We start from the raw sequence: 26,018 nt of genomic DNA, 5'->3' as shown, positions 1-26,018 counted from the left end.
AATGAACAGAGGTCAAAATACATGTCGATTCTGATCAACAAGGACACGAAGGTCATCACGCAGGGCATCACCGGCAAGACCGGCCAGTTCCACACGCGTGCCTGCCGTGAATACGCAAACGGCCGCGAAGCATTCGTCGCGGGCGTGAACCCGAAGAAGGCCGGCGAAGATTTCGAAGGCATTCCGATCTACGCAAGCGTCAAGGAAGCGAAGGAAGAAACCGGCGCGACCGTGTCGGTCATCTACGTTCCGCCGGCAGGCGCTGCTGCTGCGATCTGGGAAGCGGTCGAAGCCGATCTCGATCTCGCGATCTGCATCACGGAAGGCATCCCCGTGCGCGACATGATCGAAGTGAAGGACCGCATGCGTCGCGAAGGCCGCAAGACGCTGCTGCTCGGGCCGAACTGCCCGGGCACGATCACGCCGGACGAACTGAAGATCGGCATCATGCCGGGCCACATCCACCGCAAGGGCCGCATCGGCGTCGTGTCGCGTTCGGGCACGCTGACGTATGAAGCCGTTGCGCAGCTGACCGCGCTCGGCCTCGGCCAGTCGTCGGCAGTCGGTATCGGCGGCGACCCGATCAACGGTCTGAAGCACATCGACGTCATGAAGATGTTCAACGACGATCCGGACACGGATGCGGTCGTGATGATCGGCGAAATCGGCGGTCCGGACGAGGCGAACGCCGCGCAGTGGATCAAGGACAACATGAAGAAGCCGGTTGTCGGCTTCATCGCGGGCGTCACGGCGCCCCCGGGCAAGCGCATGGGCCACGCCGGCGCGCTGATCTCGGGCGGTGCGGATACGGCCGCTGCGAAGCTGGAAATCATGGAAGCGTGCGGCATCACCGTCACGCGCAACCCGTCGGAAATGGGCCGTCTGCTGAAGAAGGCGCTGTAAATTCCGTCTGGTTTCGTCATGCAGAAAACGCCGGCCTTGCCGGCGTCAGATTGCTGACAAACCCTCGCCAAGTGCGGGGGTTTTGTTTTTTAATGGCGTGATGCTGAAGACGCCCATGCCCACGCAGCACGAACTCGAGATGGTGACGCTCGAGGAACTCGTGCCGAAGGACCACCTGCTGCGCCAGATCGACGCGGCGGTGGATTTCGAGTTCATCCGCGCGAAGGTGGCGCATCTGTATTGCGCGGATAACGGGCGGCCAGCGCTCGATCCCGTGGTGATGTTCAAGCTGCTGTTCATCGGCTACCTGTTTGGGGTGGGCAGCGAGCGGCAACTGATGCGTGAGGTCCAGGTCAACGTCGCCTATCGGTGGTTCGCGCGGTTCCGGCTGACCGACAAGGTGCCGGATGCGTCGACGTTCTCGCAGAATCGCCGCCGCCGCTTCCCGGACACGGTGGTGTATCAGGAGATCTTCGACGAGATCGTGCGGCAGGCAATGAAGCGCGGGTTGGTCGATGGTCGGGTGCTGTACACCGACAGCACGCACCTGAAGGCGAATGCGAACAAAGGCAAGTTTGATGTCGTGAAGCTGGAGCAGACGCCTGCGGCGTACACGGAGGCGCTGAATGCGGCGGTGGATGCGGACCGGGCCGCGCATGGCAAGAAGCCGCTGGATCGCGACGACGACGAGCCGCCGCCGAGCAAGGACACCAAGATCAGCCGAACCGATCCGGACAGCGGCTACATGGTTCGGGACGACAAGCCCAAAGGGTTCTTCTATCTGGACCACCGCACGGTGGATGCCCGGCACGCGATCATCACCGATACGCATGTGACGCCGGCCTCGGTGCACGACAGCCAGCCGTATCTGGATCGGCTGGATCGGCAGCGCGAGCGCTTCGAGTTCAAGGTCGATGCGGTGGGGCTGGATGCGGGCTACTTCACGCCGGCGGTGTGCCAGGGGCTGGAGGAGCGAGGGATTGCCGGGGTGATGGGCTATCGCACGCCGAACCACAAGCCGGGCATGTTCTACAAACGGCAGTTCAAGTACGACGCGTATCGCAACGAATACGTGTGCCCGCAGGGGCAGGCACTGCCTTACAGCACGACCAATCGAGTCGGCTACCGGGAATACAAATCCAACCCGCAGATCTGCCGGCGTTGCCCGGTACGCGCGCAGTGCACGAACAGTGCGAACGCGGTGAAGGTGGTGACGCGCCACGTGTGGGAGCGCGCCAAGGAGAAGGTGGACGCGCGGCGCTTGACCGAATGGGGCCAACGCATTTACGCGCGGCGCAAGGAGACGGTGGAGCGTAGCTTCGCCGATGCCAAGCAACTGCATGGGCACCGTTATGCGCGTATGCGTGGGCTACGCAAGGTGGCCGAGCAGTGCTTGCTGGCCGCGGCGGCGCAGAACATCAAGAAGATCGCGATGCTGGTGGCGCGGAAGCGGAAAAAGGGGCCAGCGGGTCCCGATTGGCGCTTCGTGCGCATGCTGCTGCGTCTGGTGAGCGGTTTGCGCTGCAGCTTCGACTACCCGCTCGCGGCGAGCTCGCAATCCTGATCCCAGAAAGACAAAACCCCACGCTTCCAAAAACGTGGGGTTCGTCAGCAATCTGACGCCGGCCTTGCCGGCGTTTTTTGTTATGCTCGCGCAATCCATTTGTAAGTTCCGGGCATGCGTCGTGCATGTGCCGGCAATGAACCGGGCCGCCCGTCGGGCGGCCGCTGCCCCGCACCTCATCGGCCATGCTCGAATTCCTGACGTCGTTGCACTGGGGCGCCGTGCTCCAGATCGTCATCATCGACATCCTGCTCGGCGGCGACAACGCGGTCGTGATCGCGCTCGCGTGCCGCAACCTGCCGGCGAACCAGCGGCTGCGCGGCGTCGTCTGGGGCACCGCGGGCGCGATCCTGCTGCGTGTCGTACTGATCTCGTTCGCGGTCGTGCTGCTCGACGTGCCGTTCCTGAAGCTCGGCGGCGGCCTGCTGCTGCTGTGGATCGGCATCAAGCTGATGGCGCCTGCCGCCGATGCGCACGACGACATCAAGCCGGCCGATCGGCTGTGGGATGCAGTAAAGACGATCGTGATCGCCGACGCGGTGATGAGCCTCGACAACGTGATCGCGATCGCCGGCGCGGCCGAGCAGGCCGATCCGTCGCACCGGATTGCGCTCGTGATCTTCGGGCTGGTCGTCAGCGTGCCGATCATCGTGTGGGGCAGCACGCTGGTGCTCAAGCTGCTCGACCGCTTCCCCGTGGTCGTGGCGGCCGGCGCGGGGCTGCTTGGCTGGATCGCCGGCGGGCTGATCGTGCACGATCCGGTCGGCGACCGCTGGCCGGTGCTCGACACGCCCGCCGCGGTCTACGGCGCGAGCGCCGCGGGCGCGCTGTTCGTCATGGCGGCCGGCTATGCGCTCCGGCGGCACCGCGGCGCGACGCGCGCGCACTGACGATACTGGCCGTCCGGCCGAATGTCGGTTGCGCGGCCTGCTGGCTACGATCGAAACGCCTGCTGTTACCGGCAGGCGTTTTTCGTTTCCGGAGCCCGTCATGTTCGAAGCCTTTTCCGTTGCCCTGTTCCGTCGCGTGGCCGCCGATCTGCGGCGCGCGCGCCGTCCCGCGCGCCGCTGGTGGCCGGCCGGTTTCACGCTGATCGAGTTGATGATCGTGCTGGCGATCGTCGGCGTGGTCGCGGCCTATGCGATTCCCGCCTATCAGGATTACCTCGCGCGGTCGCGGGTCGGCGAGGGGCTTGCGCTCGCGTCGTCCGCCCGGCTGGCGGTCGCCGACAACGCGGCGAGCGGCGCGGGCCTCGACGGCGGCTACAGCCCGCCGGCCGCGACCCGCAACGTCGAATCCGTGCGCATCGACGCCGACACGGGACAGATTACGGTGGCGTTTACGCCGCGCGTGGCCGCGGCCGGCGCGAATACGCTCGTGCTGGTGCCGTCCGCGCCGGACAAGCCCGATGCGCCGACCGGGCGCGTGCCGCTGAAGAAGGGGGCGACGCAGGCCGGGGCGATCGCGTGGGAATGCTTTGCGGCCGGCAAGGCGGCGTCGTCGCTGCCGGCGCCCGGCGCGGGGCCGCTGCCGGCCGACGCCGCGACGCTGCCGGCGAAATACGCGCCGGCGGAATGTCGCGCATAGCGCCCGAGCTGCCGTCGGGCGGCGCGCCGGGCGACGGAATCGCGTGGCGCGCGGGTCGCACCCCGTCGCGGGGTGTCGCGGCCGCTCCGCACAGAGCGGGCAAAGTTTTGTATAGTGCGCCGGTTGCTGACATCCGGTTCGCTCATGCCTTCTACTTTTTCCCGTTCGTTGCCGCTCATTGCACTGGCTGTCGCGCTGATCGTGCCGTATGCGATCACCAATCACACGTATCCGATCCCGACTTTCTACTCGGAATATTCCGCGCTGGTGCTGTACCTGCTGCTGGGGATTTCGGTCGTCCTGCTCGCGCGGACGGGCCCGCAGGCCCAGCCGTTCGCCGCGCCGACCGCATTCGTCGCGCCGCTCGGCTTCGCGGCGGTGCTCGTCGCGCAGGTCGCGCTGATGCCGCTGAAGGTGCCGTCGATGAACTGGCTGGCGGTCGGCTATCTGGCGGCCGCGCTGGTCGCGATGCAGGCGGGCTTCACGCTCGCGCGCGACGGGCTGGCCGAGGCGGTCGCGCGGATGATGGCGGGGGCGCTGCTGATCGGCGGCGTGTTCGCGGTCGCGTGCCAGATCGCGCAGTTGTTCCACCTCGAATCGGCGATGTCGCCGTTCGTCGTGGTGTACAACATCGCGGTCGATCGCCGTCCGTACGGCAACATGGCGCAGGCGAACCACCTCGCGAGCTATATCGCGTTCGCGCTCGCCGGCGCGCTGTATCTCGTGCAGACGCGCCGGCTCCCGGCATGGGCGTGGCTCGTGCTGTCGGCCGTGCTGTCGGTCGGCCTCGCGCTGACGGTGTCGCGCGGCCCGTGGCTGCAGGTCGCGGTGATGGTCGTCGCCGGTTTCTGGATGGCGTGGCTCGAATCGCGCCGCGTGCCGGGCAATGCGCGCGCGTGGCTGATGCCGGTTGCGCTCGCGGCCGTGTTCGTCGCGGTGAACGTCGGCGTGCGCTGGGCCAACGTGCATTTCCATCTGGGCCTCGCGGAGTCGGCGGCCGACCGGATGCGCGACGCGGGGCAGATCGCACCGCGCCTCGCCCTGTGGAAGTACGGGCTGGCGATGTTCCGCGAGCACCCGCTGCTCGGCGTCGGCTGGGGCGAATTCCCGTCGCACCAGTTCGCGCTGGTGCGCGCGCTCGGCGGCGTCGAGATCGCGAACAACTCGCACGACATCTTCATCGACCTGCTCGCGAAGTCCGGCCTGGTCGGCCTCGGCGTGCTGGTCGTCACGCTCGTGATGTGGTTCGTGCGCGCGGTGCGCGCGCCGCAGTCGAGCACGCGCGTGTTCGGCTTCGCGCTGATCGGCATCCTGCTGATGCATGCGCTGGTCGAGTATCCGCAGCAATACATGTTCTTCCTGCTGCCGGCGATGTTCGTGATCGGCCTGCTCGAGGTGAAGCCGCTGCGCGTCGTGCCGGGTAGCGCCGCGTTCGGCCTGTTTGCGGTGTTGTCGTTCGGCGGCCTGCTCGCGACCGTGCCGGTGCTGCGCGACTACCAGCGCGCGGAGGTGCTGTACTACGGCAACGATCCGGCCGCGCAGTATCGCGATTCGCCGTCGCTACTGTTCGGTGCATGGGGCGATTACGGCGCGGCGACGCTGCTGCCGATCTCGCCGGACGATTTGCCCGCCAAGCTGGCCGCGCACGAACGCGCGATCGCGCTGCTGCCGGGCGAGACGGTGCTGCGCCGCTATGCGGTGCTGCAGGCGCTCGACGGGCGCGAGGCTGACGCGCTCGATACCGTCGCGCGGCTGCAGGTATTTGCGAAGGAACTGAAGGACTGGCCGGCGCAACTGGCCGCGCTGTACAAGCTGTGCGACCAGCAGCCCGCGCTGAAGGCATTCCGGGCGGCGGTGGCTGCGAAGTACGGGGAGGTCGCGCCGGACGCCGCCGACGACTCCGACGAGGACGATTCCGACGATTGACGCGTCGCGGGCGCCGGGGCGGGCGTTCCCGGTGTCGACCGCGCTGACGGCCCGTCGCCGCTGCAGAGGCCGCCGATTACTTCGCGAATCGCATGGAGTTCGGCGGAACACGGTGCGATTCACCGTCAACCATTGTCAAATCGCCGCCATGCGCCGGGCGGCGCGTGCACAATGCGCGAATGCGATCGTGTATCGGCTTGCGTGGCACGATCGGCGTGCATGTCGCCTCCCGAGCGCTTCGGGGCACCAGACGAGAAGGATCGCGGCCTCGCATCGAGCGGCCGCGCGGCCGTAACGGGGCGCCGGTCCGATGGCCGCGGCGCAATGCGGCGCACGCGATGCGGGCCGGGCAAGGGCCGGTCGTCGCGCGGCGCTCGTCCGGAACCGCATTGAATAACGATATTCGACCATGGCTACTCGCTCGACCCTCCTGATCCTGCCCGCCGTCGCGATGCTGTTTTCCGGCTGCGCGATGCTGTCGTCGTCGCAGGAAAGCAAGCTCACCTGTCACATCCCGCGCGCCGTCTATCCCGACACCGCGAAGCCGCTCACGCGTCCGGCGACGGTGCTGGTCCGCGCGCTGATGACGACGGCCGGCGAAGCCCAGAACGTGACGGTCACGACCAGCAGCCGCAATGCGGCGGCGGATCGCGCGGCCGTCGAGGCGATGACGCACGCGACCTGCGTGCAGACGGGCGCCACCGCGAATCCGTTCCTGCTGACGCAACCGTTCGTGTTCGAGCCGCGGCGCGGCGACTGAGCGTCGCAAGCGGCGCGTGACGCCGAGTCTGCGCCGCAGGTGCTTGATGCGATCGTTATGCGATCGTGCGATCGCCGTTTCGCTCGCCCGCGACCGGGCGCCGGCCTGACCGTCGACCACACCGTCTCACGGCCGGCCGCCGATCCGGCGCGACCGATCTTCAGTGCTGCGGCATCAGGTTTGCGCCGCGACAGGCGGGGTCGGCCGCATTGCGCAACCCGAGCATCGTGAAACCGTTGCGCTCCTGGCGAATCAGCGCATAGCGCTTCGCAACCGTCTCCCCGGTCTTGCCCGTCAGGTCGAGTTCGACCTGATAGCGGTCCTTGCTGTCCGAGCATCCGCGCACCGGACCGTACGCGAACCCGATGTCGGGCGCCTTCATTTCCGTGTTGAACGACTGTCGCGCCTTCAGCGCGGCCGCCGCGGCCGAGGGTTCGCTCCATTCGCGCGCGAGCGCGTCGTCCGTTTTCAGCCATTCGTCGACGAAATCGCGGCCGTTGACCGACACCGGCTGCACGCGGTGCACGGTGTCGCCGTCCACGCGATAGCGGAAGATGCCGGGCCGCGTCATCACGTCGGTGTCGAGCGAGCCCACCGTCGCGCGCAGCTCGAAGCCGTCGGGGCGGACCTTGAACCGGATCGCGTTGTCGTCGAGCACGTACGCGTGTTCGGCATGGAACAGCGTGCGTTGCGCGGCGGCGCCATCGGCCGGCGCGATCACGTCCACGCCGAACCGGCTCCAGCGCGACGAGCACCACGGCGTACCGTGGACAACCGTGACCTGCCCGCCGGGCAGCGCCGCGAACCGGAACACGCCGCCGATGTCCTTGTAGTCGCCGGCCTGCCAGCGCAGCACGCGGCGCCAGCCGCCGTTTTCCCACGCGTAGGCGGTGAGCAGGTTGTCGTCGCCGCACGGAATGTCGAAGCCGGTACGCACGAACAGCAGCGGGCGCGACGTGCCGTCGCGTACGACGCCGATGTCCGGATTGCGGCCGAACGCCGATTCGCCGGTTTTCGGTTCGGTACGCTGGGCGGGCATGCCAAGCGCGGCTGCGAGCGTGCGTTGCAGCGCGGCCGGCTCGACGTTCTCGTCGCTGCAGGCGAGCCGCGCGTCGAGCGCGCCGACGAGCGCCTGCTTGTACGCGCGCAGCGCGTCACGCAGCGGCGGCGACACGTCGACGTTGTCCGCGCCTTCACCTTGCGGGTTGCGGACCTGTTGCAGGCGGTGCTGCGCGTCGATCGCCGCGCGCGCGGTGGTATCGGCGGCGGGGCAGGCGCCGGCCGCGAACGCGGCGACGGGTGTCGCGCAGGCAACGGAGAGCGCGACGGCGGCGCGCTTCAGCAGGTTCTTCATCGGTTTTTCTTCTTGGTGGGGGCGGAATGTTTCGTGCGGCGGCCGGCGCTCGCGTGCACGAGGCCTGCGCATTCTAGCCGGACGGCGCGAGTCGCAGCGCCCGTATGCGCGTTCGGCGCGCACGGCCGCACGCGGCACACCCGGCTCAGAACGTCCGCTTCCTCAGCGCGGACGCGGACAGCGCGTACAGCGTGTTGGTCTGCGCGTCGAAGTAGCCGCCCTGGGCCGCCTGGCCGCTCGCCTGTTGCCACGACTTGCCCGCATCGGTGCTGCTGAACAAGAGGTCGATCGGCGCGCCGCCGCTGGCCGAATTCGGATCGGTCGCGAAGACGAGCAGCACGCCGTCCCGACCGGCGGCCAGGCCGTCGAGCGCCAGCTTTTTGTCGAAAGTGCGCAGTTGCCGCACGGCGGCCGGGTCGGCGTTCGTCCAGGTCGAGAGAACGCCGGTGCGGCGGCTGCCGTCACGGGCCTCGCCGTTCTGCGGCTGGTCCGGATGCGACAGCGCATACAGCGCGTAAGGCGCGGCCGGACCGGGCGCGGCGTCGAGATGGATGACGGTCTGGCGCGGCAGCACGGTATCGGTCACGAAGGCGGATCGTCCCCAGTCGAGCCGGGCGACGACGCCGTGCGCAGGCGCGTCGGCGGTCGGCCCGACGTGGTACGCGATGCGCAGCACGCTGTCCGGGCCGAGGTTGATCGCATCGAAGTGCCGGCGCGGTTGCCCGGCGACGCGTGCAGCGGCCGATACGTCGATCGCCTGCCATGTCGCACCGCCGTCGGCCGTCCGCCAGACGCGCGGGCCGCCGCCGGCGGCATAGCCGCGCTGCGGGTCGACGAACAGCAGGCGGTCGATGTCCTGCTGTTCGGGCCAGGGAAGCTGCGCCCAGGTCCGTCCGCCATCGACGGTTTTCCACAGCCGCGTGGTTTGCGGCGCATCGCCGGTCTGCCCTTCGGCCGACTTGTAATCGATCCACGACGTGCCGACGAACTGCACGGCCCAGTCCGTCGAGGCCCACCACGCCGCATGCTGGCCCGGCTGACGGAAAAGTCGCTGCATGCCGTCGTCGACGGTGCCGCGAAAGAAGCTGACCGTCATGCGATTCAGCAACTCGCCGGTATCGTTCATCCACGCTTCGGTCGGCTCGGCGCGCTGTGGGTGCGGTTGCTCGGGCAGCGACTTGAACGTCACCTCGGGCAGCGCGAGCGCGATGCTCATGATCTCGCTGCCCCTGACGCGGAAATTGCCGCCGCGATAGCGCGCATCGCCGGGCGCGAAGGTCGTGATCGTCTCCCAGTGCGTCGTCGTGCGGACGTATCCGTAGGTCGCGATCGCCAGTGCAACGAGGCCGGCTGCGAGCCATTTTCGGCGCTTGTCTGATGGCATGTCGGTTCGGCGGCGGTCGCGCGGGCGTGTTCGTTGGAGGAGAGCGGTTCGCGCGATGGTAACCGTTGCGGCGCGAAACGGCGATCGCGTCCGGGGTCGCAGGAACGGATTCCCGATGCGCAGACGACTGGCTACAATCGGCGGCATCCCGTCCGCATCGACGCTTTCCCCCTTCGAACCCGGCAGACGATGAACGATCCGCACGAACTATTGAGGGCCGCCGACATCGCGGCGATGGAGCCGGAGCGATCCGTGCATCCGCTGAACGAGCGTGCCGTCCGCCTGAAGCGATCGCCGGGCGACCGCACGGGACTGACGCAGCTCGGCTTCCATCTGATGACGCTGATGCCGGGCTGCGAGTCCACCGAATATCACCGGCATCTCCATGCGGAAGAATGCGTGTACATCCTTTCCGGCACCGGCGTCGCGATCATCGACGGACAGACCTGCGCGATCGGGCCCGGCGACTTCATGGGATTCCCGCGAGGCGGCGCGGCGCACACGATGCTGAATACCGGCGACGTTCCGCTCGTCTACATCGTCGCCGGCGACCGGCCGGAACACGATGTGTGCGATTACCCGAAGCAGGGCAAGCGCCTGTACAAGTCGGGGGCGAACAAGGTGTTCGTCGATCGGGACCGGTAATCGTCAGCCGGCGATCCGCGAGGCCGCTCGCGCCGCAACGGCGCGCGACGGCCTGCCCGGTCGAGACAACCCCTCAATCCTCCGCCTTCCAGTCCCCCGACTTCCCGCCGCGCTTCTCGCGCACGCTCACATCGGTGATCACCATCCCGCGATCGACCGCCTTGCACATGTCGTAGACGGTCAACAGCCCGACCTGCACCGCGGTCAGCGCCTCCATCTCGACGCCGGTGCGCCCGAACGTCTCGACCTGCACGGCGCAGTGCACGCCCGGCAGTGCGTCGTCGAGTTCGAAGTCGACGGCCACGCGCGTCAGCGCGAGCGGATGGCAGAGCGGAATGAGGTCGGCCGTGCGTTTGGCGCCCTGGATCGCCGCGATGCGCGCGACGCCGAGCACGTCGCCTTTCTTCGCCTTGCCGTCGCGGATCAGCGCGAACGTCGCGGGCAGCATCCGGATCGTGCCGCGCGCCACCGCGATGCGCTGCGTTTCCTGCTTGCCGCCGACGTCGACCATGTGCGCGTGGCCGGCGGCATCGAAATGGGTAAGTCCTGACATGTCATGCTCCAGTGGAACGGTGCGGGGCGCGCGAGCGCCTGCTGCGGCGGTCGATCCGCGCGCCGCATCCGAGGCGTCGGCGCCTGCCGCATCGGCGCCCGGCGCCTATGCCGACAATCCGCCGGCGCCGGCGCGCGCCGCGGTCTCGTGCGGGGTTTCGACGGGCGCCTATCATAGCAGCGGCGTGCGCGCCGCCGGGTGCGCAGATCGCGCGCGTGCGTCGCAGGACAGGCGCGGCGGCGCCGGTACAATGACCACGATATTCAAATCAGACCAAACGCCGCGATCCGGGCCCGGCGCACGGGGCGGCGTCGCATTCATCCTGCCATGCGTGTCAAACAGTTGCTTGCCCTGTCGCTGTCGGCGGCGCTCGCGCTGCCGCCGGACGGCTTCGCACAGGCGCCGCCGCTCGAACCGGCGGGCGCCGGTTCCACGTCGATCTCCACGGTGCCGTCCGGCATCGCGCCCGGCGTATTCGGCACCTACGGCGGCGCGGACAGCCGGTTCTCGGGCGCCGACGGCGCGTCGGCGCCCGCCGCGAGCCTGCGGGCGCCGCTGCGCGCGCTCGAGCTGCCGGACCTCGGCGATGGCTCCGGCGGCGCGATGACGCCGCAGGCCGAGCGCAAGCTCGGCGAGCGCGTGATGCGCGAGGTGCGGCGCGACCCCGACTATCTCGACGACTGGCTCGTGCGCGACTACCTGAACGGTATCGCGAAGCAACTCGCGGCGGCGGCTTCCGCACGCTTCATCGGCGGCTATGCGCCGGACTTCGAGCTGTTTCCGGTGCGCGATCCGCAGATCAACGCATTCTCGATGCCGGGCGGCTTCATCGGCATCAACAGCGGGCTCGTCGTGACGACGCAGACGGAATCGGAACTCGCGTCGGTGATCGGCCATGAGATGGGCCACGTACTGCAGCGGCACATCGCGCGGATGATCGGTGCGAACCAGAAGACCGGCTACACGGCGCTCGCGACGATGCTGCTCGGCGTGCTGGCGGGCGTGCTCGCGCGCAGCGGTGACCTCGGCAGCGCGATCGCGATGGGCGGGCAGGCGTACGCGGTCGACAACCAGCTGCGGTTCTCGCGCTCGGCCGAACGCGAGGCCGACCGCGTCGGCTTCCAGCTGCTCGCGGGCGCCGGCTACGACCCGTACGGGATGCCGAGCTTCTTCGAGCGGCTCGAACGGGCGTCGATGGGCGACGCGGGCGTGCCGGCCTATGCGCGCACCCACCCGCTGACGGGCGAGCGGATCGCCGACATGGAAGACCGCGCGCGCCGCGCGCCGTACCGGCAGCCGCGCCAGTCGTCCGAATACGGATTCGTGCGCGCGCGGCTGCGTATCCTGCAGAATCGCGCGCCGAACGACATCGCGGCCGAAGCGCACCGGATGCAGCTGGAGATCGACGAGCGCACGGCGCCGAACGTCGCGGCGAACTGGTACGGCATCGCGCTCGCGAACACGCTGCTCGGCCAGTACGACGCGGCCGGCCAGGCGCTGGCGGCGGCGCGCGCCGCGTTCGACGCGCGCGCGCGCCGCGAAGGCGAATCGGCGACCAGTTCGCCGAGCCTCGACGTGCTCGCCGCGGACCTCGCGCGCCGCGCAGGGCGAACCGACGACGCGGTGCGGCTCGCGGCGCTCGCGCAGCGGCGCTGGCCGGCCTCGCACGCGGCGATCGTCGCGCATCTGCAGGCGCTGATCGCCGCGCGCCGCTTCGCCGAAGCGCAGACGCTCGCCCGCGCGCAGGCCAAGGCCGACCCGGAGCAGCCGGACTGGTGGGACTACCTCGCGAAGGCGAGCGACGGCAAGGGCGACGTGCTGGCGCGGCGGCGCGCGCTCGCGGAAAAGCTCGCGCTCGACGGCGCGTGGCCGTCGGCGATTCGCCAGTTGAAGGAGGCGCGCGACGCGAAGGACGTGTCGTTCTACGAGCAGTCGATGATCGGCGCCCGCCTGCTGGAATTCGAGGCGCGCTACAAGGAAGAACGCGACGACGAGAAGAACGGCCGCGGCTAGCGGCGCCCCCGAAGCGGGAAGGGCGGCCGGGCAGGCCCGTCAGCGGCCGTCGTCGCCCGCTTCGTGCGCGCGCTTCGCCGGACTCGTGACGAACCCGAACCGCGCCGGCACGTCGACGCCGGCGATATTGCCGAGCGGCAGCGTGCGATCGCGGCGCCAGCGCAGCACGGGCGGCGTCGCGTCGAGGCCCGCGTGATCGGCGAACAAGCCGAGATCGTGATCGTGCAGCGCCGCGACGCGCGGCGGCGTGCCCGCGTCGGCGAACAGCACGCCGCCCGCATCGTCGAGCCACGCGGCAGCAGGCTCGAACGGGGCGCCCGTATGGTCGGCAAGCGACAGCTGTCCGTCGCGCTCGGCAAGCCGCACGATCCACGGCGTATACGCGAGTTCGACATACACGCGCTGCGGGCCGTTCTGGAAAAACCACTGGCCGTGCGCGTCGCATTCGTAGTTGCGGCCGATGAACGCGTTCAGCGCCGCGTGCCGGATCGGCGAGCCGAGTTCGCCGGCGGCCTGCGCGGCGTCGTCGCGCAGCCGCCATTCGCCGCGCCGGTCGAGCAGCAGCCAGCCGGTGCAGTGCGGGACGTTCGGCCACTTCGCGAGCGCCTGTCTGACGATTTCATCCATGGTCGACGAATTTCGAGCAATAGCCGAACACCCGCGCCGACAGCCAGTCGAGGCGGCCGGGGAACGGCCCGGTCATGAATCCCGCGTGACCGCCGTGCGCGGGCTGGTCGAGCTCGACGGCCGGCGACACGTCGGCCGGGCCGGGCAGCGCCCATTCGGGCAGGAACGGATCGTTGCGGGCGTTGAGGATCAGCGTCGGCACGTCGATCGCCGGCAGCAGCGGACGCGTGGTCGCCTGCGTCCAGTAGTCGTCCGCGTTCGCAAAACCGTGCAGCGGCGCGGTCACGACCTCGTCGAAGTCGCGCATCGTCACCGCGTGCAGCATCGCCTCGCGATCGAACAGCCCCGGATACTGGACCAGCTTCGCGAGCGCCTTGCGCTTCAGCGTCTTCAGGAAGCTGCGCGTATAGACCATCGAGAAGCCCTGTGACAGCGCGCGGCCGCCCGCATGGACGTCGATCGGCGTCGAGATCGCGGCGGCCGCGCGCACGATCGACGTGTCGCTGCGGTGCTCGCCGAGCCAGCGCAGCAGCACGTTGCCGCCGAGCGAGACGCCGGCCGCGAGCAGCGGCCCGCGATGCTGCGCGGCGAGCCGGTGCAGGATCCAGTCGACTTCGGCGCTGTCCGCGAGGTGATAGAAGCGCGGCAGGCGGTTGATCTCGCCGCTGCAGCTGCGGAAGTGCGGCACCACGCCATGCCAGCCTTTCGCGCGCGCGGCGGCCATCATCGCGAGCGCGTAGTGCGAGCCGGAACTGCCCTCGAGGCCGTGGAACAGCACGAACAGCGGCGCATCGGGCGGCGGCGCCGCGCTGTCGAGGTGCGCGATCCAGTCGAGGTCGATGAAGTCGTGGTCGGGGGTTTCCCATCGCTCGCGTCGGTACGCGACGACGGGACGCCGCGCGAACAGCGCGGGCACGATGGTTTGCGCATGGCTGCTCGGCAGCCAGCGCGGCGCGCGATAGCGCAGGATGTCGTCGTCTGGGGCGTGAGCCCCGTCCAGCGGCGATGTGGGCGGAGAAGCCGTACTCATGATCGCCCCGCGTTCTTCGTGTTCCGTCAGTGCAGCGGGCCCTGCCCGTGACGGATCTTGGCGGCGAACTGCCCGGCCGCCTGTTCGGGAATCGGGCTCGCGTGGATATGCGCGATGCGCCATTCGCCGCGTTCGTGGATCATCACGTACGTCGCGAAAACCATGTCCGGGTCGGCCGTCAGGTCGGCCTGCTGATGCGCTTCGGCGATCGTATAGACGACCGTGCCGAGGCTGTCGTACACGCGGATGTCGAGCGGCTCGATCGTCACCGGCCGCGTCGCGAGCCGGCTCGCGAGCCCGCTGCGGATCTGGTCGAGGCCGTGCAGATGCTCGCCGTCCGCCCACACGCAGCTGGCGAAATCCTCGTCGATCCACAACGCCAGCAGCGCGTCGAGATTGGCATCGGCGACGGCCTGGTAGAAGGCGTTCAGCGTATCGGCGGCAGCTTCGAAAAGGCGGGCAAAACGTGGCATCGGGGTTGTCTCTCGCGCGCGTCGCGCGCCGTATTCAGCGCGGCGGCCCGGATGGGGCCGCCGCACACCGGTGAATCGGATTGCCCGGCGCGCCGTGCGACGCCGCCGGTCAAGGTCAGCGCTGCCCGACGAGCATGCCGCGCAAATCGCCGAATACCTGTTCCGGGCCGAGTTCGCGCAGGCACTTCAGGTGGCCGAGCGGGCACTCGCGTTCGAAGCAGGGACTGCATTCGAGATGCAGCCATTGTACCTTCGCCAGGTCCGACAGCGGAGGGGTGTGGCGCGGATCGGTCGATCCGTACAGCGCGACGAGCGGCCGGCGCAGCGCGGCCGCGACGTGCATCAGCCCCGAATCGTTGGTCACGACCGCGTTTGCGCGCGCGATCAGCGCGCACGCCTCGGACAGCGAGGTCTGCCCGCACAGGTTGCGCACGTTCGGTGCGTGATCGGCGATCGCCTGCGCGGCGGCCGCGTCCTTCTGCGAGCCGAGCGCGACGATCTGCGTATACGGGAACGACTGGTGGACGATGGTGGCGAGCGACGCGAAATGCTCGGGCGGCCAGCGCTTGGCCGGGCCGTATTCCGCGCCCGGGCAGAACACCACCAGCGGCTTGCGCGTGTCGAGGTTGAAGCGCGCGGACACGCGCGCCGTCTCGTTCAGGTCGGCGTCGAGGCGCGGCGGCGGCAGCGTCTTCATCGACTCGGGCAGCTTCGCGCCCGGCGCATACGCGAGCGCCGCGTAGTGCGTCGTCATCGGCGGCCGTTCGGCGGACTTGTCGGGATTCGCGTGCCGCACGTTCAACAGCCCGTAGCGGTGCTCGCCCGTATAGCCGATCCGCAGCGGGATGTTCGCGAGCCACGGGATCACCGCCGACTTCAGCGAGTTCGGCAGCACGTAGGCCGCGTCGTAGCCGACGTCGCGCAGGTCGCTCGCGAGCTGCCAGCGGCGTAGCAGCTGCAGCTTGCCGTGCGCGAGGTCGGTCGCGTAGACATCGTGGATCTCGGGCATCCGCTCGAGCACCGGCGCGACCCAGGTGGGCGCGACGGCATCGATCGCGATGCGGGGATGGAGTTTCTTCAGCAGCGCAAAGAGCGGCTGCGCCATCAATGCGTCACCGATCCAGTTCGGTGCGATAACCAGCGCTCGACGCATCAGGTCGATTTCCGATGTCGTAATGAAGCACGGCGCGCAGGCGCCGCGTTCGGGTTGTCAGAATGGGGAAAGGGCAGCGCGCCGGGCTTCCGGCTGCGCCGCCTCGCGGGTGGGCGGGCCGGCGAGCCCGGCCGCACGGGCTCAGTGGCCCTTGACCACCTCGCCGTCGCGCAGCTTGTAGCGCGTGCCGCAGTACGGGCAGCGCGCCTCGCCGTGCGACACGTCGATGAACACGCGCGGATGCGCGCTCCAGCGCGTCATGGCCGGGTTCGGGCAATAGGCGGGAAGGTCCTTGGCCGTCAGCTCGACCAGCGGCATTTCCTTGATTTCACTCATGAGACTTTCTCTTATCACTCTTTTGTGGGGCGGTCGGTCGCGCGGCGCGCTCAGACCTTCGTCAGCCAGTGCGCGTACTTCGCGTTCTTGCCCGACACGATATCGAAAAACGCCGACTGGAGCTTTTCGGTGATCGGGCCGCGCGCGCCGCTGCCGATCGTGCGGTTGTCGAGTTCGCGGATCGGCGTGACTTCGGCGGCCGTGCCGGTGAAGAATGCTTCGTCCGCCGTGTAGACCTCGTCGCGCGTGATGCGCTTCTCGATCACCTCGATGCCGGCGTCGCGCGCGAGCGTGATGACCGTGTCGCGCGTGATGCCGTCGAGGCACGATGCGAGGTCGGGCGTGTAGACCTTGCCGTTGTTCACGAGGAAGAAGTTCTCGCCGGAGCCTTCGGACACGTAGCCGTCGACGTCGAGCAGCAGCGCCTCGTCGTAGCCGTCGGCCGTCGCTTCCTGGTTCGCGAGGATCGAGTTCACGTACCAGCCCGACGCCTTGGCGCGCACCATCGACACGTTCACGTGGTGGCGCGTGAACGACGAGGTCTTCACGCGGATGCCCTTCGCGAGGCCGTCCTCGCCGAGATAGGCGCCCCAGGGCCACGCCGCGATCGCGACGTGGATCGTGTTGCCCTTGGCCGACACGCCGAGCTTTTCCGAGCCGACCCAGATGATCGGGCGCAGGTAGCACGACTCGAGCTTGTTCTCGCGCACGACCGCGCACTGCGCGGCTTCGAGCGTTTCCTGGTCGAACGGCACGTCCATCTGGAAGATCTTCGCCGAGTTCAGCAGGCGCTTCGTGTGCTCGCGCAGGCGGAAGATCGCGGTGCTGCCGTCGGCCGTCTTGTATGCGCGCACGCCCTCGAAGACGCCCATGCCGTAGTGCAGCGTATGGGTCAGGACGTGGATCGTGGCGTCGCGCCAGTCGATCAGCTTGCCGTCCATCCAGATCTTGCCGTCGCGGTCGGCCATTGACATAGGATTCTCCTGGGATGCGGTTGTGTGCAGCGTTGAGCCGGAAAGACGCATATTTTAGCGTCATTTGGCGGGAACCCGGTCGGTCGGCGCGGGGCCGGCGCTATAATCGTCCGGCACCGATTCCAATAACGACGGGCCGTGCCGGCAGGAGGCGCCGGGGCCCCGACGAACCGCCCGCCGCGGCCCGCTTTCCCATGCTCGCTCGATTGTCCGCCACCGACCGTTTCGCGCTGATCCAGGGCGCGCGCGACTATTCCCCGACGCTGATGGCGATCCTGTCGTGGGGGCTCGTGACCGGCATCGCGATGAGCCAGTCGGTGATGACGCTCGGGCAGGCGAGCGCGATGTCGCTGCTCGTCTACGCGGGCTCGTCGCAGCTCGCGGTGCTGCCGCTGCTCGCCGCCAAGCTGCCGACCTGGACCGTCCTGCTGACGGCCGCGATGGTCAATACGCGCTTCGTGATCTTCAGCGCCGGGCTTGCGCCCCATTTTTCCTACCTGCCGCTGTGGCGGCGCCTCGCGATCGGCTATTTCAACGGCGACGTGATCTATCTGCTGTTCCAGAAACAGGGCTTCGCGAACGGCCACGTGCCGGGCAAGGAAGCCTACTTCTGGGGGATGGCGCTCGCGAGCTGGGTGTCGTGGCAGGTGTCGTCGCTGGCCGGGATCCTGCTCGCGAGCTTCTTCCCCGCGAGCTGGGGGCTCGAGCTGGCCGGCACGCTCGCGCTGATCCCGATCATGGTGTCGGCGGTCGCGAACCGCTCGACGCTGGCCGCCGTCGTGGTCGCCGGCATCGTGTCGCTGGTCGCGTTCGACCTGCCGTATCGGCTCGCGCTGCCGCTCGCGGTGCTGAGCGCGCTCGCGGCCGGCTGCACGGCCGATTTCTTCGTCGAGCGGGCCGACTGGCGGCGCATCCGCACCGAAACCGTGCACGAAAAGGAGATCGAATGAGCGCCGTGGAGATCTGGGTCGTCATCATCGGGATGACGATCGTCACGGCCGTCACGCGCGCGCTGTTCCTGATCGGCGGCGAGCGCACCGTGCTGCCCGAGCGCGCCCAGCGCGCGTTGCGCTATGCGCCCGCGGCGGCGCTGGTCGCCGTGGTGTTGCCCGACGTGCTCGAAACCCCGGCCGGGCTGTCGTTCGCGCTGTCCAACCATCCGTTCTATGCGGCGCTCGCCGGCTTCGGCTGGTTCATGTGGCGGCGCAGCATGCTCGGCACGATCGTCGTCGGCATGATCGTGTTCACCGTGTTGCGGCTGGTCGCCTGACGGGCCGGCGGCCCGGCCGGTCGTGCGCGGGCCGCCGGCGCGCCTCGATGCTGCGCCGCAGCATCGGACGTTTTCACCCGCCGGATCCCAAATAGGCGGAATTCGCGGCGGCACGAGCCAGTGTGCCGGGTGGATCGGCTAGAATGCCCGTTCGAGATTTTTTACCCGTGCGCGTCATGCGAACCGCCAGCCACGGCCGCATCCGGCGCCCTTTCGCGGCAGCCCGCGCACGTCCAGCGTGAACCCCCTTTCCCCATCCACTACTTCAACCTGTTCAACATGAGCCAAGTCAAGCGTCTTACCGACCTGATCGCCGCCGGCCAGCTCGCCGGCAAGCGGGTGTTCATCCGCGCCGACCTGAACGTCCCGCAGGACGATCACGGCAACATCACCGAGGACACGCGCGTGCGCGCGTCGGTGCCGGCCATCAAGGCGGCGCTCGATGCCGGCGCGGCCGTGATGGTCACGTCGCACCTCGGCCGTCCGACCGAAGGCGAGTTCAAGCCGGAAGACTCGCTCGCGCCGGTCGCCAAGCGCCTGTCGGAACTGCTCGGCCGCGACGTGCCGCTGGTCGCGAACTGGGTCGAGAACGGCGTGAACGTCGCGCCGGGCCAGGTCGTGCTGCTCGAGAACTGCCGCGTGAACAAGGGCGAGAAGAAGAACTCGGACGAACTCGCGCAGAAGATGGCGAAGCTCTGCGACGTGTACGTGAACGACGCGTTCGGCACCGCGCACCGCGCGGAAGCGACCACCCACGGGATCGCGAAATACGCGCCGGTCGCGTGCGCGGGCCCGCTGCTCGCGGCCGAGCTCGATGCGCTCGGCAAGGCGCTCGGCAACCCGGCGCGCCCGCTGGTGGCGATCGTCGCCGGCTCGAAGGTGTCGACCAAGCTGACGATCCTGAAGTCGCTGGCCGAGAAGGTCGACCAGCTGATCGTCGGCGGCGGCATCGCGAACACCTTCATGCTCGCGGCCGGCCTGTCGATCGGCAAGTCGCTCGCGGAAGCCGATCTCGTCGCCGAGGCGAAGGCGATCATCGACGAAGCGCGCAAGCGCGGCGCGTCGGTGCCGATCCCGACCGACGTCGTCACCGCGAAGGAATTCTCGCCGACGGCCGCGGCCACGGTGAAGCAGGTCGCCGACATCGAGGCCGACGACATGATCCTCGACATCGGCCCCGACACCGCGAAGGCGCTCGCGAGCCAGCTCGAGAAGGCCGGCACGATCGTCTGGAACGGTCCGGTCGGCGTGTTCGAGTTCGACCAGTTCGGCAACGGCACGAAGACGCTCGCCGAAGCGATCGCCAAGTCGTCCGCGTTCTCGATCGCAGGCGGCGGCGACACGCTGGCGGCCATCGCGAAGTACGGCATCCACGACCAGGTCAGCTACATCTCGACGGGCGGCGGCGCCTTCCTCGAGTTCCTCGAGGGGAAGAAGCTGCCGGCGGTGGAAGTGCTGGAAACGCGGGCGGCCTGAGCGTGGCGGCGCGCGCAGGGGCGAACAAGGCCGCGCGCTCCGCGAAAGCGGAGCCGGCGGCCGGCGCGGGCAAGCGCAAACGCGCGCCCGCGCGGGCGAACACCGCCCCGCGCGCACCGGCGGCTGCCGGCGACGCGGCCGTGCCACACCACGAGATTCAGAACAAAGCGATGCCGGGCGCAAGCACCGGCACGCCCCCCGGAGCGGCCGCCGCTGGGCCCGCCGCGTCCGGCTCTCGCAGCGTTTCACCCAGCGCACCCACCTTGATCCAGATGAGGAGTTTCATGCAGCGCGCCACCAAGATAGTCGCCACGATCGGCCCGGCCTCCAGTTCGCCGGAGATTCTGCTGCAGATGATGCAGGCGGGCCTCGACGTCGTGCGTCTCAATTTTTCTCACGGCACGGCCGATGATCACCGCCAGCGCGCCGAGATGGTGCGCGAGGCCGCCCGCAAGGTCGGCCGCGAGATCGCGATCATGGCCGACCTCCAGGGGCCGAAGATTCGCGTCGGCAAGTTCGAGAACGGCAAGACCACGCTGACGCCGGGCCAGCCGTTCATCCTCGACGCGGGCTGCGAGCTGGGCAACGACGATCGCGTCGGCCTCGACTACAAGGAACTGCCGCGCGACCTGAAGCCGGGCGACCTGCTGCTGCTGAACGACGGCCTGATCGTGCTGACCGTCGAGCGCGTGCTCGGCGACGAGATCCATACGATCGTCAAGGTCGGCGGCGAGCTGTCGAACAACAAGGGCATCAACCGCCAGGGCGGCGGCCTGTCGGCACCGGCGCTGACCGCGAAGGACATGGAGGACATCCGCACCGCGATGTCGCTCGGCGCGGACCTGGTCGCGGTGTCGTTCCCGAAGAACGCGACCGACATGGAAATGGCGCGCCAGCTCGCGAACATCGCGGGCGCGCCGTACGGCATCAAGCCGAAGATGATCGCGAAGATCGAGCGCGCGGAAGCGATTCCGGCGCTGCAAAGCATCCTGGACGCGTCCGACGGCATCATGGTCGCGCGCGGCGACCTCGCGGTGGAAGTGGGCAACGCGGCCGTGCCGGCGCTGCAGAAGCGGATGATCCGGATGGCGCGCGAGTCGAACAAGCTCGTGATCACCGCGACGCAGATGATGGAATCGATGATCCACGCGCCGGTGCCGACCCGCGCGGAAGTGTCGGACGTCGCGAACGCGGTGCTCGACGGCACCGACGCGGTGATGCTGTCGGCCGAGACGGCCGCCGGCAAGTATCCGGTCGTCACGATCGAGACGATGGCGGCCGTGTGCGTCGAGGCGGAAAAATCGGAGCAGGTCGAGCTGGACAAGGATTTCCTCGACCGCACGTTCACGCGGATCGACCAGTCGATCGCGATGGGCGCGCTGTTTACGGCATACCACCTCGGCGCGAAGGCGATCGTCGCGCTGACCGAATCGGGCGCGACCGCGCTGTGGATGTCGCGTCACTACACGCACGTGCCGATCTTCGCGCTGACGCCGCGCGTCGGCAGCGAGCGCACGATGGCGCTGTACCGCAACGTGACGCCGCTGCACGTCGACTTCAACAGCGACCGCGACTCGGCGCTGCAGGCCGCGCTCGAGATCGTCGTCAAGCAGGGCTACGTGCAGCACGGCGACATGGTCGTGCTGACGGTCGGCGAGCCGATGGGGCAGGCGGGCGGCACCAACACGCTGAAGATCGTGCGCGTCGGCGAGCACTATTGAGCACCGACCGGGCATTTGCCCGGCCCGGCGCGCCGATCCGGGTCGATCTGGCGCCGTTTTTCGACGAAAGCCGCGCGGGGTGCGACGCCCCGCGCGGCTTTTTTTCTTCTTTTTGCCCGCATTGTGCCGTGCGAACGTAACAAATTGCGAGCGAGCGCCGCCGGGCGGTCGGATTCCGGGGCGCTTCGCGATAAAATGCGGCTATTCGACGCTCAGCCGCGCCGCCTGCCCGGATTCGCCGGGTCGAGCCGCGCCGGCGTCAGGGCGCACCGGTTTTCATTCCAAGGAGTTCCACAATGCCTCTCGTATCAATGCGTCAATTGCTGGACCACGCGGCAGAGAATGGTTACGGCCTGCCGGCCTTCAACGTGAACAACCTGGAGCAGGTCCAGGCGATCATGGCGGCGGCGGACCAGGTCGGCGCGCCCGTGATCATGCAGGCATCGGCCGGCGCGCGGAAGTATGCGGGCGAGCCGTTCCTGCGCCACCTGATCGAAGCGGCGGTCGAGTCGTACCCGCACATCCCGGTCGTGATGCACCAGGATCACGGCCAGTCGCCGGCAGTCTGCATGGCCGCGATCCGCAGCGGCTTCACGAGCGTGATGATGGACGGTTCGCTGGAAGCCGACGGCAAGACGGTCGCTTCGTACGAATACAACGTCGACGTGTCGCGCAAGGTCGTCGAGATGGCGCACTCGATCGGCGTGACGGTCGAGGCCGAGCTCGGCGTGCTCGGCTCGCTCGAGACGATGAAGGGCGACAAGGAAGACGGCCACGGCGCGGAAGGCACGATGACGCGCGAGCAGCTGCTGACCGATCCGGAGCAGGCCGCCGACTTCGTGAAGCTCACGCAGTGCGACGCGCTCGCGATCGCGATCGGTACGTCGCACGGCGCGTACAAGTTCTCGAAGAAGCCGACCGGCGACATTCTGTCGATCCAGCGCATCAAGGAAATCCACGCACGCATTCCGAACACGCACCTCGTGATGCACGGTTCGTCGTCGGTGCCGCAGGAACTGCTGGCCGAGATCCGCGAATTCGGCGGCGACATGAAGGAAACCTACGGCGTGCCGGTCGAGGAAATCCAGGAAGGCATCAAGCACGGCGTGCGCAAGGTCAACATCGACACCGACCTGCGTCTGGCGATCACCGGCGCGATCCGCCGCTACATGTTCGAGAACCCGGGCAAGTTCGATCCGCGCGACTACCTGAAGCCCGCGCGCGAAGCGGCGAAGAAGGTCTGCGTCGACCGCTACCTCGCGTTCGGCTGCGAAGGCCAGGCCGCCAAGATCAAGCCGATTGCGCTCGACAAGATCGCCGAGCAGTACAAGTCCGGCGCGCTCGCGCAGGTCGTGCGCTGAGACTGTAGTACGATTGCCGCGCCGCAAGGCACAGGCAGGGCCGTCCGGCCAGAACGAGGGCCGGCCGGCAACCCGCCGGGCGTCGCCGCCCGGCCGGTTCGCCGACGTATCGCAAGGCCGCCGTTCCCGCCTGCCGCGGGGAACGGCGTTTCCCTTTTTGTTTGGCTTCTTATCTGCGAAAAGACGATGTCTACCCTCTACGAATCCACGCTCCGCTCGCTGCCGCTCCTCGGTCGCGGCAAGGTCCGCGACAATTACGCGGTCGGCAACGACAAGCTCCTGATCGTCACGACCGACCGCCTGTCGGCATTCGACGTGATCATGGGCGAGCCGATTCCGAACAAGGGCCGCGTGCTGAACCAGATGGCGAACTTCTGGTTCGACAAGCTCGCGCACATCGTGCCGAACCACCTGACGGGCGACGCGCCGGAAGCGGTCGTCGCGGCCGACGAGGTCGAGCAGGTCAAGGGCCGCGGCGTGGTCGTCAAGCGCCTCGAGCCGATCATGATCGAAGCGGTCGTGCGCGGCTACCTGGCCGGCAGCGGCTGGAAGGAATACCAGGCGAGCGGCTCGGTGTGCGGCGTGAAGCTGCCCGAAGGCCTGCAGAACGCGCAGAAGCTGCCCGAGCCGATCTTCACGCCGGCCGCGAAGGCCGAGATGGGCGAGCACGACGAGAACATCACCTTCGAGGAAACCGAGCGCCGCATCGGCACCGAGCTGGCCGCGACGATCCGCGACATCTCGATCAAGCTCTACAAGGAAGCGGCCGACTACGCGGCGACGCGCGGCATCATCATCGCCGACACGAAGTTCGAATTCGGCCTCGACAACCACGGCAAGCTGTACCTGATGGACGAAGTGCTGACCGCCGATTCGTCGCGCTTCTGGCCGGCCGACCAGTATCAGGTCGGCACGAACCCGCCGTCGTTCGACAAGCAGTTCGTGCGCGACTGGCTCGAGGCGCAGCCGTGGGGCAAGACCGCGCCGGCGCCGGCGCTGCCGGCCGACGTCGTCGAGAAGACGGCCGCGAAGTACCAGGAAGCGCTCGAGCGCATCACCGGCCAGCCGCTCGCGTAAGCAGGGGACACGCAAATGAGTGAAGTCCAGACTGCCCACACGCACGGCGCGCCGCTGGTCGGCGTGCTGATGGGTTCGAGTTCCGACTGGGACGTGATGAAGCACGCGGTCGCCATCCTGCAGGAATTCGGCGTGCCGTACGAGGCGAAGGTCGTGTCCGCGCACCGGATGCCCGACGAGATGTTCGACTATGCGGAGAAGGCGCGCGAGCGCGGGCTGCGCGCGATCATCGCGGGCGCCGGCGGCGCCGCGCACCTGCCCGGCATGCTCGCCGCGAAGACGACCGTGCCCGTGCTCGGCGTGCCGGTGGCCAGCAAGTACCTGAAGGGCGTCGATTCGCTGCACTCGATCGTGCAGATGCCGAAGGGCGTGCCGGTCGCGACGTTCGCGATCGGCGAGGCCGGCGCCGCGAATGCCGCGTTGTTCGCGGTGTCGATCCTGTCCGGCACTTCGGCCGACTACGCGAACCGCCTCGCCGCGTTCCGCGTGCGCCAGAACGAAGCCGCGCACGCGATGGTGCTGCCGCCGCTCGAATGACGGGACGGCGTCCGGCCGCACGTCGCGGCCGGCGCCGCAGATCCCCACTGCGGCGGGGTTTCCCGCTCCCCGCCGCGATCGACCACTGACATGACCGCAACTCCTGATTCCGTTTCCCCGATCCTGCCCGGCGCGTGGCTGGGCATGGTCGGCGGCGGCCAGCTCGGCCGCATGTTCTGCTTTGCCGCCCAGTCGATGGGCTATCGCGTCGCCGTGCTCGATCCCGATCCGGCCAGCCCGGCCGGCGCGGTCGCCGATCGCCACCTGCGCGCCGCGTACGACGACGAAGCCGCGCTGACCGAACTGGCCGAACTGTGCGACGCCGTGTCGACCGAGTTCGAGAACGTGCCGGCCGCGAGCCTCGATTTCCTGGCGCGCACGACCTTCGTTGCGCCGGCCGGCCGCTGCGTCGCGGTCGCGCAGGACCGGATCGCGGAGAAGCGCTTCATCGAGGCGTCGGGCGTGCCGGTCGCGCCGCACGTCGTGATCGAATCGGCGGCGGCGCTCGCCGCGCTCGACGATGCCGCGCTCGACGCGGTGCTGCCCGGCATCCTGAAGACGGCGCGCCTCGGCTACGACGGCAAGGGCCAGGTGCGCGTCGCGACCGCGCAGGAAGTGCGCGACGCGCACGCGTCGCTCGGCGGCGTGCCGTGCGTGCTCGAAAAGCGCCTGCCGCTGAAATACGAAGTGTCGGCGCTGATCGCGCGCGGCGCGGACGGCCGTTCGGCCGCGTTCCCGCTCGCGCAGAACGTGCACCACAACGGCATTCTCGCGCTGACGGTCGTGCCGGCGCCGGCCGCCGACGCCGCGCGCGTCGAGGAAGCGCAGCGGGCGGCCGTGCGGATCGCCGATACGCTCGGCTATGTCGGCGTGCTGTGCGTCGAATTCTTCGTGCTCGAAGACGGCTCGTTCGTCGCCAACGAGATGGCGCCGCGCCCGCACAACTCCGGCCACTACACGGTCGATGCATGCGCGACGAGCCAGTTCGAGCAGCAGGTGCGCGCGATGACGCGCATGCCGCTCGGCAACCCGCGCCAGCATTCGCCGGCCGCGATGCTGAACATCCTCGGCGATGTCTGGTTCCCGGACGGTGCGTCGGCCGAAGCCGTCACGCCGCCGTGGGACACGGTCGCCGCGATGCCGGCCGCACACCTGCACCTGTACGGCAAGGAAGAGGCACGGGTCGGCCGCAAGATGGGCCACGTGAACTTCACGGCCGAGACGCGCGACGAAGCCGTCGCCGCGGCCACCGCGTGCGCGCAGCTGCTGCGCGTGCCGCTCGACTGAGCGCGGG

The 26,018-nt window shown here is 68.8% G+C and carries 26 protein-coding genes; 16 read left to right on the top strand and 10 right to left on the bottom strand.

Annotated elements, in window-relative coordinates:
* Window positions 1–21: 21 nt before the first annotated feature.
* From sucD to WS57_RS32045, 6 genes are all read left to right on the top strand, one after another.
* Entirely contained in the window at window positions 22–903 is an 882-nt protein-coding gene (gene sucD / locus WS57_RS32070; RefSeq protein ID WP_009694254.1) for a succinate--CoA ligase subunit alpha, read from the top strand.
* 100 nt (window positions 904–1,003) lie between these two features.
* The gene (locus tag WS57_RS32065) at window positions 1,004–2,467 is read left to right on the top strand and encodes an IS1182 family transposase (RefSeq protein WP_155741224.1); all 1,464 of its coding nucleotides are present in this window, start codon (window positions 1,004–1,006) and stop codon (window positions 2,465–2,467) included.
* 185 nt (window positions 2,468–2,652) lie between these two features.
* Window positions 2,653–3,357, top strand: a complete 705-nt coding sequence (locus WS57_RS32060) for a TerC family protein (RefSeq protein ID WP_040128099.1) — start codon at window positions 2,653–2,655, stop codon at window positions 3,355–3,357.
* A gap of 100 nt (window positions 3,358–3,457) precedes the next feature.
* Window positions 3,458–4,054, top strand: a complete 597-nt coding sequence (locus WS57_RS32055; RefSeq protein ID WP_069245508.1) for a pilin — start codon at window positions 3,458–3,460, stop codon at window positions 4,052–4,054.
* Window positions 4,055–4,198: 144 nt separating this feature from the next.
* Complete coding sequence (locus WS57_RS32050; RefSeq protein WP_069245307.1) at window positions 4,199–5,980, top strand: PglL family O-oligosaccharyltransferase; 1,782 nt, start codon at window positions 4,199–4,201, stop codon at window positions 5,978–5,980.
* A 409-nt stretch (window positions 5,981–6,389) separates the two neighbouring features.
* Window positions 6,390–6,740: a TonB family protein gene (locus tag WS57_RS32045; RefSeq protein WP_009688111.1), complete on the top strand. Its 351-nt coding sequence runs from the start codon at window positions 6,390–6,392 to the stop codon at window positions 6,738–6,740.
* A 160-nt stretch (window positions 6,741–6,900) separates the two neighbouring features.
* Here WS57_RS32045 and WS57_RS32040 read toward each other — a convergent pair whose 3' ends face one another.
* Both WS57_RS32040 and WS57_RS32035 read right to left on the bottom strand, forming a co-directional pair.
* Window positions 6,901–8,094 carry a hypothetical protein gene (locus WS57_RS32040; protein WP_069245306.1) on the bottom strand — a complete coding sequence of 398 codons (1,194 nt, stop codon included), beginning with the start codon at window positions 8,092–8,094 and terminating at the stop codon, window positions 6,901–6,903.
* A 145-nt stretch (window positions 8,095–8,239) separates the two neighbouring features.
* Window positions 8,240–9,478 (bottom strand): WD40/YVTN/BNR-like repeat-containing protein, encoded by a 1,239-nt coding sequence (locus WS57_RS32035; RefSeq protein ID WP_230949723.1) that lies wholly within the window; start codon window positions 9,476–9,478, stop codon window positions 8,240–8,242.
* Between the two features lie 189 nt (window positions 9,479–9,667).
* Here WS57_RS32035 and WS57_RS32030 point away from each other — a divergent pair, with 189 nt between their 5' ends.
* On the top strand, window positions 9,668–10,123 hold the full coding sequence (locus WS57_RS32030) for a cupin domain-containing protein (protein ID WP_059513419.1): 456 nt from the start codon (window positions 9,668–9,670) through the stop codon (window positions 10,121–10,123).
* A 73-nt stretch (window positions 10,124–10,196) separates the two neighbouring features.
* Here the strand turns inward: WS57_RS32030 and moaC are convergent, their stop codons facing one another.
* Window positions 10,197–10,676, bottom strand: coding sequence for a cyclic pyranopterin monophosphate synthase MoaC (gene moaC / locus WS57_RS32025; protein ID WP_009688107.1), 480 nt, complete (start codon window positions 10,674–10,676; stop codon window positions 10,197–10,199).
* 327 nt (window positions 10,677–11,003) lie between these two features.
* Here moaC and WS57_RS32020 point away from each other — a divergent pair, with 327 nt between their 5' ends.
* Window positions 11,004–12,689 carry a M48 family metalloprotease gene (locus tag WS57_RS32020; RefSeq protein ID WP_069245305.1) on the top strand — a complete coding sequence of 562 codons (1,686 nt, stop codon included), beginning with the start codon at window positions 11,004–11,006 and terminating at the stop codon, window positions 12,687–12,689.
* Window positions 12,690–12,728: 39 nt separating this feature from the next.
* Here WS57_RS32020 and WS57_RS32015 read toward each other — a convergent pair whose 3' ends face one another.
* The 6 genes from WS57_RS32015 to WS57_RS31990 all read right to left on the bottom strand — a co-directional run bounded on the left by WS57_RS32015 (window position 12,729) and on the right by WS57_RS31990 (window position 17,282).
* Window positions 12,729–13,316, bottom strand: coding sequence for a DUF2946 family protein (locus tag WS57_RS32015; RefSeq protein WP_069245304.1), 588 nt, complete (start codon window positions 13,314–13,316; stop codon window positions 12,729–12,731).
* The gene (locus WS57_RS32010) at window positions 13,309–14,346 is read right to left on the bottom strand and encodes a YheT family hydrolase (RefSeq protein WP_040128088.1); all 1,038 of its coding nucleotides are present in this window, start codon (window positions 14,344–14,346) and stop codon (window positions 13,309–13,311) included. The genes WS57_RS32015 and WS57_RS32010 overlap by 8 nt, the downstream gene beginning before the upstream one ends.
* 26 nt (window positions 14,347–14,372) lie before the next feature.
* Window positions 14,373–14,819 carry a nuclear transport factor 2 family protein gene (locus tag WS57_RS32005; RefSeq protein ID WP_009694967.1) on the bottom strand — a complete coding sequence of 149 codons (447 nt, stop codon included), beginning with the start codon at window positions 14,817–14,819 and terminating at the stop codon, window positions 14,373–14,375.
* A gap of 115 nt (window positions 14,820–14,934) precedes the next feature.
* A complete protein-coding gene (waaF, locus tag WS57_RS32000; RefSeq protein WP_009694968.1) occupies window positions 14,935–15,972 on the bottom strand; it encodes a lipopolysaccharide heptosyltransferase II in 1,038 nt (345 codons plus the stop codon).
* 141 nt (window positions 15,973–16,113) lie between these two features.
* A complete protein-coding gene (locus WS57_RS31995; RefSeq protein WP_009694969.1) occupies window positions 16,114–16,308 on the bottom strand; it encodes a zinc-finger domain-containing protein in 195 nt (64 codons plus the stop codon).
* A gap of 50 nt (window positions 16,309–16,358) precedes the next feature.
* Window positions 16,359–17,282, bottom strand: coding sequence for a branched-chain amino acid transaminase (locus WS57_RS31990; RefSeq protein WP_009694970.1), 924 nt, complete (start codon window positions 17,280–17,282; stop codon window positions 16,359–16,361).
* Window positions 17,283–17,476: 194 nt separating this feature from the next.
* On the opposite strand from WS57_RS31990, the gene WS57_RS31985 reads away from it, so the two are divergent.
* The 3 genes from WS57_RS31985 (at window position 17,477) to WS57_RS31975 (ending at window position 20,028) form a co-directional block, all read left to right on the top strand.
* Window positions 17,477–18,232, top strand: coding sequence for an AzlC family ABC transporter permease (locus WS57_RS31985; RefSeq protein WP_069245303.1), 756 nt, complete (start codon window positions 17,477–17,479; stop codon window positions 18,230–18,232).
* Window positions 18,229–18,552, top strand: a complete 324-nt coding sequence (locus WS57_RS31980; protein ID WP_059513424.1) for an AzlD domain-containing protein — start codon at window positions 18,229–18,231, stop codon at window positions 18,550–18,552. Before WS57_RS31985 ends, WS57_RS31980 begins: the two co-directional genes overlap by 4 nt.
* 279 nt (window positions 18,553–18,831) lie before the next feature.
* Window positions 18,832–20,028, top strand: a complete 1,197-nt coding sequence (locus tag WS57_RS31975) for a phosphoglycerate kinase (protein ID WP_009694974.1) — start codon at window positions 18,832–18,834, stop codon at window positions 20,026–20,028.
* 157 nt (window positions 20,029–20,185) lie between these two features.
* On the opposite strand, the gene WS57_RS38225 is transcribed toward WS57_RS31975, so the two are convergent.
* Window positions 20,186–20,314 (bottom strand): hypothetical protein, encoded by a 129-nt coding sequence (locus WS57_RS38225; protein WP_257786278.1) that lies wholly within the window; start codon window positions 20,312–20,314, stop codon window positions 20,186–20,188.
* Between WS57_RS38225 and pyk the strand changes: the two genes are divergently transcribed.
* From pyk to WS57_RS31950, 5 genes are all read left to right on the top strand, one after another.
* The gene (gene pyk, locus WS57_RS31970) at window positions 20,313–21,749 is read left to right on the top strand and encodes a pyruvate kinase (RefSeq protein WP_009687785.1); all 1,437 of its coding nucleotides are present in this window, start codon (window positions 20,313–20,315) and stop codon (window positions 21,747–21,749) included. The two genes, WS57_RS38225 and pyk, sit on opposite strands and share 2 nt — an antisense overlap.
* 296 nt (window positions 21,750–22,045) lie before the next feature.
* Window positions 22,046–23,110 carry a class II fructose-bisphosphate aldolase gene (fba, locus tag WS57_RS31965; protein ID WP_009687786.1) on the top strand — a complete coding sequence of 355 codons (1,065 nt, stop codon included), beginning with the start codon at window positions 22,046–22,048 and terminating at the stop codon, window positions 23,108–23,110.
* A gap of 186 nt (window positions 23,111–23,296) precedes the next feature.
* Window positions 23,297–24,187 carry a phosphoribosylaminoimidazolesuccinocarboxamide synthase gene (locus WS57_RS31960; protein ID WP_040128084.1) on the top strand — a complete coding sequence of 297 codons (891 nt, stop codon included), beginning with the start codon at window positions 23,297–23,299 and terminating at the stop codon, window positions 24,185–24,187.
* Between the two features lie 15 nt (window positions 24,188–24,202).
* Window positions 24,203–24,724: a 5-(carboxyamino)imidazole ribonucleotide mutase gene (gene purE / locus WS57_RS31955; protein ID WP_009687789.1), complete on the top strand. Its 522-nt coding sequence runs from the start codon at window positions 24,203–24,205 to the stop codon at window positions 24,722–24,724.
* 90 nt (window positions 24,725–24,814) lie between these two features.
* A complete protein-coding gene (locus tag WS57_RS31950; RefSeq protein WP_009687790.1) occupies window positions 24,815–26,011 on the top strand; it encodes a 5-(carboxyamino)imidazole ribonucleotide synthase in 1,197 nt (398 codons plus the stop codon).
* The last annotated feature ends 7 nt before the right edge of the window (window positions 26,012–26,018 follow it).

The organism is Burkholderia pseudomultivorans, from assembly GCF_001718415.1.
Classification (GTDB): Bacteria; Pseudomonadota; Gammaproteobacteria; order Burkholderiales; family Burkholderiaceae; genus Burkholderia; species Burkholderia pseudomultivorans_A.
This window is presented reverse-complemented; position numbering and strand designations above follow the sequence as displayed.